Genomic DNA, 4,979 nt, shown 5'->3' on the forward strand with positions numbered 1-4,979 from the left:
GATGCGTGCCCAGGTCAAAATTAGATATACGGCAAAAGAGGCCTGGGCCGAGATACTGTCTGGCGTAAGGGGGCAAACCCAGGTCACGTTTGAGACGCCCCAGCGCGACATCACCGCTGGGCAGGCGGCTGTCTTTTATGATGGTGAAGTTTGTCTGGGCGGCGGAATAATTCAATCCGCAGAGGAGAAGTACGGTGAAAATACAAATTGAAAAGATTCGAAAAAAATCCTTCAGCGAATTGAAATCTGTTTCGGAGATGTTATGACCCTTCCTTCGGCCCTTCTCGGTTTAATCATTGCCAGTCTTTTCGGTACTATTTACCACCTTTGGCGTGGGGGTGGACCTGGACGAATTCTCTTCTATCTTGTTTTGGCCTGGCTGGGTTTTTTTGGGGGACATTTTTTTGCAAGTTGGCAAGGTTGGCATTTATTTCTCTTGGGCCCCCTGGATTTGGGAATGGGGGCGGTGGGAGCGTTGGTTTTTCTGTTTTTAGGGGAATGGCTGGGGCTGGTTGAAAAAAATCTAAAAAATTAAGGATTGAGAAGTACTTCCTGACTGTGGAGATATACATTTCCCTCGAAGCGCTTATCAGCCTGGCGGATGATCAGACGTGCAGGGGTTTGCTCATTCACCTTGTACGTGATCGTAGTCTCAAATATTTCTCTGTTCCCCGGGGTCGTTGAAAGATTTCGTAGCCCCAGCGTTTTCCCCTCCTCGTCAAGTAGCTCCATTATCACCGAAAGGTCATTAAAGGCTTGGATTTCTCCGATGAGTGGCATTGTGCCACCAATGATAATATCTTTCTTTCTTGGATAAAAAATTACAGAGCGGGCATAAGGTGAATCGCCTGGGTTGATATCATTTTCCCCAATAGAGAGCAATAATATGTGAACGCTTTTGGTTTCAAGCGGACGGCCAAATTCATCCTTGGTGCTGATCTGCAATCGCCCCAATTCAGCAGCGGCATGTGTTTCGAAAGGAATCTCCAGTCTGACATATGCTCCTTCAACGAGAATGCTCTCGCGGACAATCAGATCACGTGCCAATAAGCGTCCGTCTTCACCGAGTAATTCAACTAGAATTTTTCCATGTGCACCGGGGCGGATATAGCTTTTTAAAATTATTGGCGAAACGACTTTTGACATGGGTCCCGGAGCAAGAATTTGGATCTCAGGGGAAGGAGCTATTGGTCCGGGAGTTGGCGTATGAGTAATTGTCGGCGCCGGCATTGGCGTGAGAGTGGGTGAGGGGATCGTTGTTGGAGTAATTGGAAATATTGGGGCAACCTCAGTTGGCATGGCCTCCATGATTGCAGCGGCTGTAAGCGCAACCACCGTCGGCAAATGATCTTCCGGGATGGGGGTTGGCAGAAGGGTACTGGTCCGATTGCATCCAACCAGAGATAAGAATGTAAGTATAAGCGTGATTTTTTGTATCATTTCGTAAAAATAAAATGGTTATGTGTTGGTCATAAACACATCATATATTTTGTTATTTTCTTATAGCCCGTATATTTCGCTATATTTTCCATCCAGGTAACGCAGATATGGTTCCGGTGTGATCTTTGATCCGGTCACATTCTCGACGAGTTCCTGTGGCTCGTATTTTCGCCCATGCGTATGGATATTTGTTCCTAGCCATCCCAGGAGAGCCTCAAATTTCCCCTGGCGAATTTTCTCATCCAGATCAGGAATATCTTGATTAATCTTTTCCCAAAGTTGGACGGAGATCAGATTCCCGAGAGCATAGGTGGAGAAGTAGCCCAGCCCACCAAAGGACCAATGGATATCCTGTAAAACGCCCTGGGCATCATCAGGCGGGGTGATACCGAGATATTCCTTTACCTTGCTGTTCCAGAGTTCGGGCAAATCTTTGATTTCAACACTACCTTCGATCATGGCGATCTCCAACTCTAGTCGGAGCATAATGTGCATATTATAGGTAGCTTCGTCGGCTTCCACACGGATCAGCGATGGCTCAACTTTGTTGATTCCATTATAAAAAGCAGATAGCTCGATATTGCCTAATTGGGATGGGAAGATTTTCTTCAGGCGCGGATAGAAATGCTCCCAGAAGGGCATTGAGCGGCCAACAAGATTTTCCCATAATCTTGACTGGGATTCGTGAACTCCGAGTGATGCGCCGCCGTTGAGGGGTGTGCGTTCATATTTTTGATTTACGCCCATTTCATAAAGTCCATGACCAGCTTCGTGCATTGTGCCGAAAAGGGCAGAAGGAAGAAAATTTTCCATAAAACGAGTGGTAATGCGGACATCATTGATACCGAAAGATGTAGTGAAAGGATGGACCGATTTATCCTGACGCCCACGCTTCCAGTCATAGCCGAATTTTGTCGCGACTTCAACACCAAAATCCCATTGCTGCTTTTCGGGGTAGTTGACGTGCATAAAGCGGTCGTCTACCTGTTTTGCAGCAGCAATTGCCTGTAAAAGTTCTACCTGTTTTGTGCGTAGTTTGCCAAAAATCCCCTGCACTTCGGAAGTTTTCATCCCAGGCTCAAACTCGTCCAGGAGTGTGTCGTAGGGGTGATCAGCTGGTGGGAAGAAGGAAATATATTCCTTGCGCATTTCGACAATCTCTTCCAAATCTGACTGGAAGATGGAGAAATCTGATTCTTCGCGTGCCTTTGCCCAGGATTCATGACCGCGAGCCGTTAATTTGGCAAATTTGGCTATATATTCCGGAGGTACTTTAGTCGCTTTATCGTAATCTTTGGAGGCTACCTTTAGATAGCGCGCCTCATCTGAATCTGGATTGGCATCGGCAAATTCAGTTTTTAGTTCAGCAATTAATAGCCCTATTTCAGGTGATGTAAATTTTTGATGTGTCAGACTTCCCAATGTGGCAAGCTGATTGCCACGTGCGTCTGCGCCACCGGGTGGCATATAAGTTTGCTGATCCCAACCAAGAACGGCCTGGGCGGCATCCAGGTCGGCAACTTCGCCGAGAAGATTTTTAAGTTTTGTAAAAATTTCGTTCATTTGATACTCCTGAAAATTGGTTAAACCTTCTGCAAGCAGGCAATATCGTTTTACGTGACAGGAATAATACCACCTCGACCACCTTCTATCAAAGGTGAAAAATAAAGGGAGTGGCTAAAAGCGTGAGTAAAGCCTTATCCGTCATTGCCTGTACTGAGCCGCAGGCACAGTGCGAGGAGAGTTTCACCCGACGAAGCAATCTCCCCGACAAACAAGAGGATTACCACGCTCGCTCCATTCGTTCGCTATGACAAATACTCACCAAATTAGGCACTTCCAAAACAAATTGTGCAATTTATTGTCATTTGAATGTGGATATCAATAGACCTCTTGCATCAGTGTTTCCGGCGGCTAGAGCAGTGTCAAAAAGGGACTTTTGCAAGAGGTCTAATATAAAAAAAAACAGGTCGGCGTTTATGGCGCCGACCTGTTTTTAATGTTATTTTTTATTCTTTAGGTATTTGTCAATGGCTTCTGCAGATTTTCTGCCCGCAACCATTGCGGTCACGACCAAATCTGGACCAGTGACGCCATCCCCTCCGGCAAAGATACCCTCACGGGAAGTTTGGCCTGTTTCCGGATCGGTTACTTTTGTCAGTCCCCATTTATGGGTTTCCAGATCAGGAGTAGATTTGCCGATAATTGGGTCGGGCCAGTAGCCTAGCGCCTTGATCGCGGTTGATGCCGGGACGCTGAAATTTGAGCCTTCCACTGGAACAGGGCGTCGGCGACCACTATCATCGGGTTCTCCAAGTTCCATTTCGATACATTCAACAGCTGCCAATTTACCGTCTTTGCCAGCGATGAATTGGACAGGTTGGGTGAGGAAACGGTATTTAGCTCCCTCTTGTTTTGCCAGCTTGCGATCTTTGGCGCTGCCGGGCATTTCAGCTTCAGTACGGCGGTAGAGACAGGTTACGTTTTCAATGCCTATGCGGACAGATGTGCGCAAGCAATCCGATGCTGTGTCGCCGCCGCCAATGACGACCACGTCATTACCAAGGTCGGGTAATGGCTTGGAACCTTTTGGCAAAATATCCTTGCTGACATTACCACGAATGAGATAGTCAGTTGCTTCGTAGACCCCAGGCAGATCTTCGCCGGGAATTTCCATGGGAGCATCGATCCCTGAGCCGACGCCGATAAACATCGCCTCGAACCCCTCAGCAAAAATATCGTCGATGGTTTTGTCTTTTCCAACGTAGGTATTGCCAATAAATTTCGCACCTAGTTTTTCTATATCTTTCCAGCGTTCGAAGAATACTTCTTTGGAAAGTTTAAAGTTCGGGATGCCGTAAACCAATAATCCACCGGGAGCAGGCTTGGCGTCAAATACGGTAACCTCATGTCCAAGTTGAAGTAGCTGGTCGGCACAGGCAATGCCAGCCGGGCCAGCGCCAACAATAGCAACTTTTTTACCAGTTGGCGGTGCAATTTCAGGTACGTAGGGTTCAAGTTCGCGCTCCTGAGTAATAGCAAAAACTTCCAATTGACCAGTAATTACTGGTTCTCCTGTTTTATTCAGGACGCAGGAGCCTTCGCAGAGTTGTTCGTGGGGACAGACACGTCCGCAAACCTCTGGGAGGGAGCTCGTATTATGATAAAGTTTTGCTGCATCAGCAAAGCGGCCCAGTTCAATCAGCCACATTGCCGAAGGGATATCGTTGTGGGTCGGGCAGGCAACCATGCATGGTGCGGGATCAGGGCAGTGTATACACCGGGCAGCCTCTATTTGGGCTTGCTCTGGGGTGAAGGCGATGACAACTTCATTAAAGTCACAAACCCGCTTTTCAGCAGGACGTAGGTCTAATTCAAGAAACGGCTCTTGCGCACGCTTTTTGCGATTGATAGCTAAAAATTCGCTTGGGACAGCTTGCATACTTACCTCCGAGATTACGATAAAAAGGGCTTTATGATGATACCCAATCTTTATGGATGAACACAGGTTTTTATGTCACCAAATTTGGGGACAATGG

5 protein-coding genes are annotated in these 4,979 nt (G+C 47.1%); 2 read left to right on the top strand and 3 right to left on the bottom strand.

The features are described from left to right. Together AC3DOM_RS15570 and AC3DOM_RS15575 are read left to right on the top strand one after the other, a co-directional pair. The coding region (locus AC3DOM_RS15570; protein ID WP_487919961.1) for an aminomethyltransferase beta-barrel domain-containing protein at positions 1-211 on the top strand (211 nt) is incomplete at its 5' end. 51 nt (positions 212-262) lie between these two features. After that, on the top strand, positions 263-535 hold the full coding sequence (locus AC3DOM_RS15575) for a hypothetical protein (protein ID WP_487919962.1): 273 nt from the start codon (positions 263-265) through the stop codon (positions 533-535). On the opposite strand, the gene AC3DOM_RS15580 is transcribed toward AC3DOM_RS15575, so the two are convergent. From AC3DOM_RS15580 to AC3DOM_RS15590, 3 genes are all read right to left on the bottom strand, one after another. Further along, a complete protein-coding gene (locus AC3DOM_RS15580; RefSeq protein WP_487919963.1) occupies positions 532-1,440 on the bottom strand; it encodes a hypothetical protein in 909 nt (302 codons plus the stop codon). The two genes, AC3DOM_RS15575 and AC3DOM_RS15580, sit on opposite strands and share 4 nt — an antisense overlap. A 60-nt stretch (positions 1,441-1,500) precedes the next feature. Then, positions 1,501-3,003 carry a carboxypeptidase M32 gene (locus AC3DOM_RS15585; protein WP_487919964.1) on the bottom strand — a complete coding sequence of 501 codons (1,503 nt, stop codon included), beginning with the start codon at positions 3,001-3,003 and terminating at the stop codon, positions 1,501-1,503. Between the two features lie 439 nt (positions 3,004-3,442). Further along, positions 3,443-4,882, bottom strand: a complete 1,440-nt coding sequence (locus tag AC3DOM_RS15590) for an FAD-dependent oxidoreductase (RefSeq protein WP_487919965.1) — start codon at positions 4,880-4,882, stop codon at positions 3,443-3,445. Positions 4,883-4,979: the final 97 nt, after the last annotated feature.

The organism is Candidatus Desulfolinea nitratireducens (assembly GCF_982879505.1).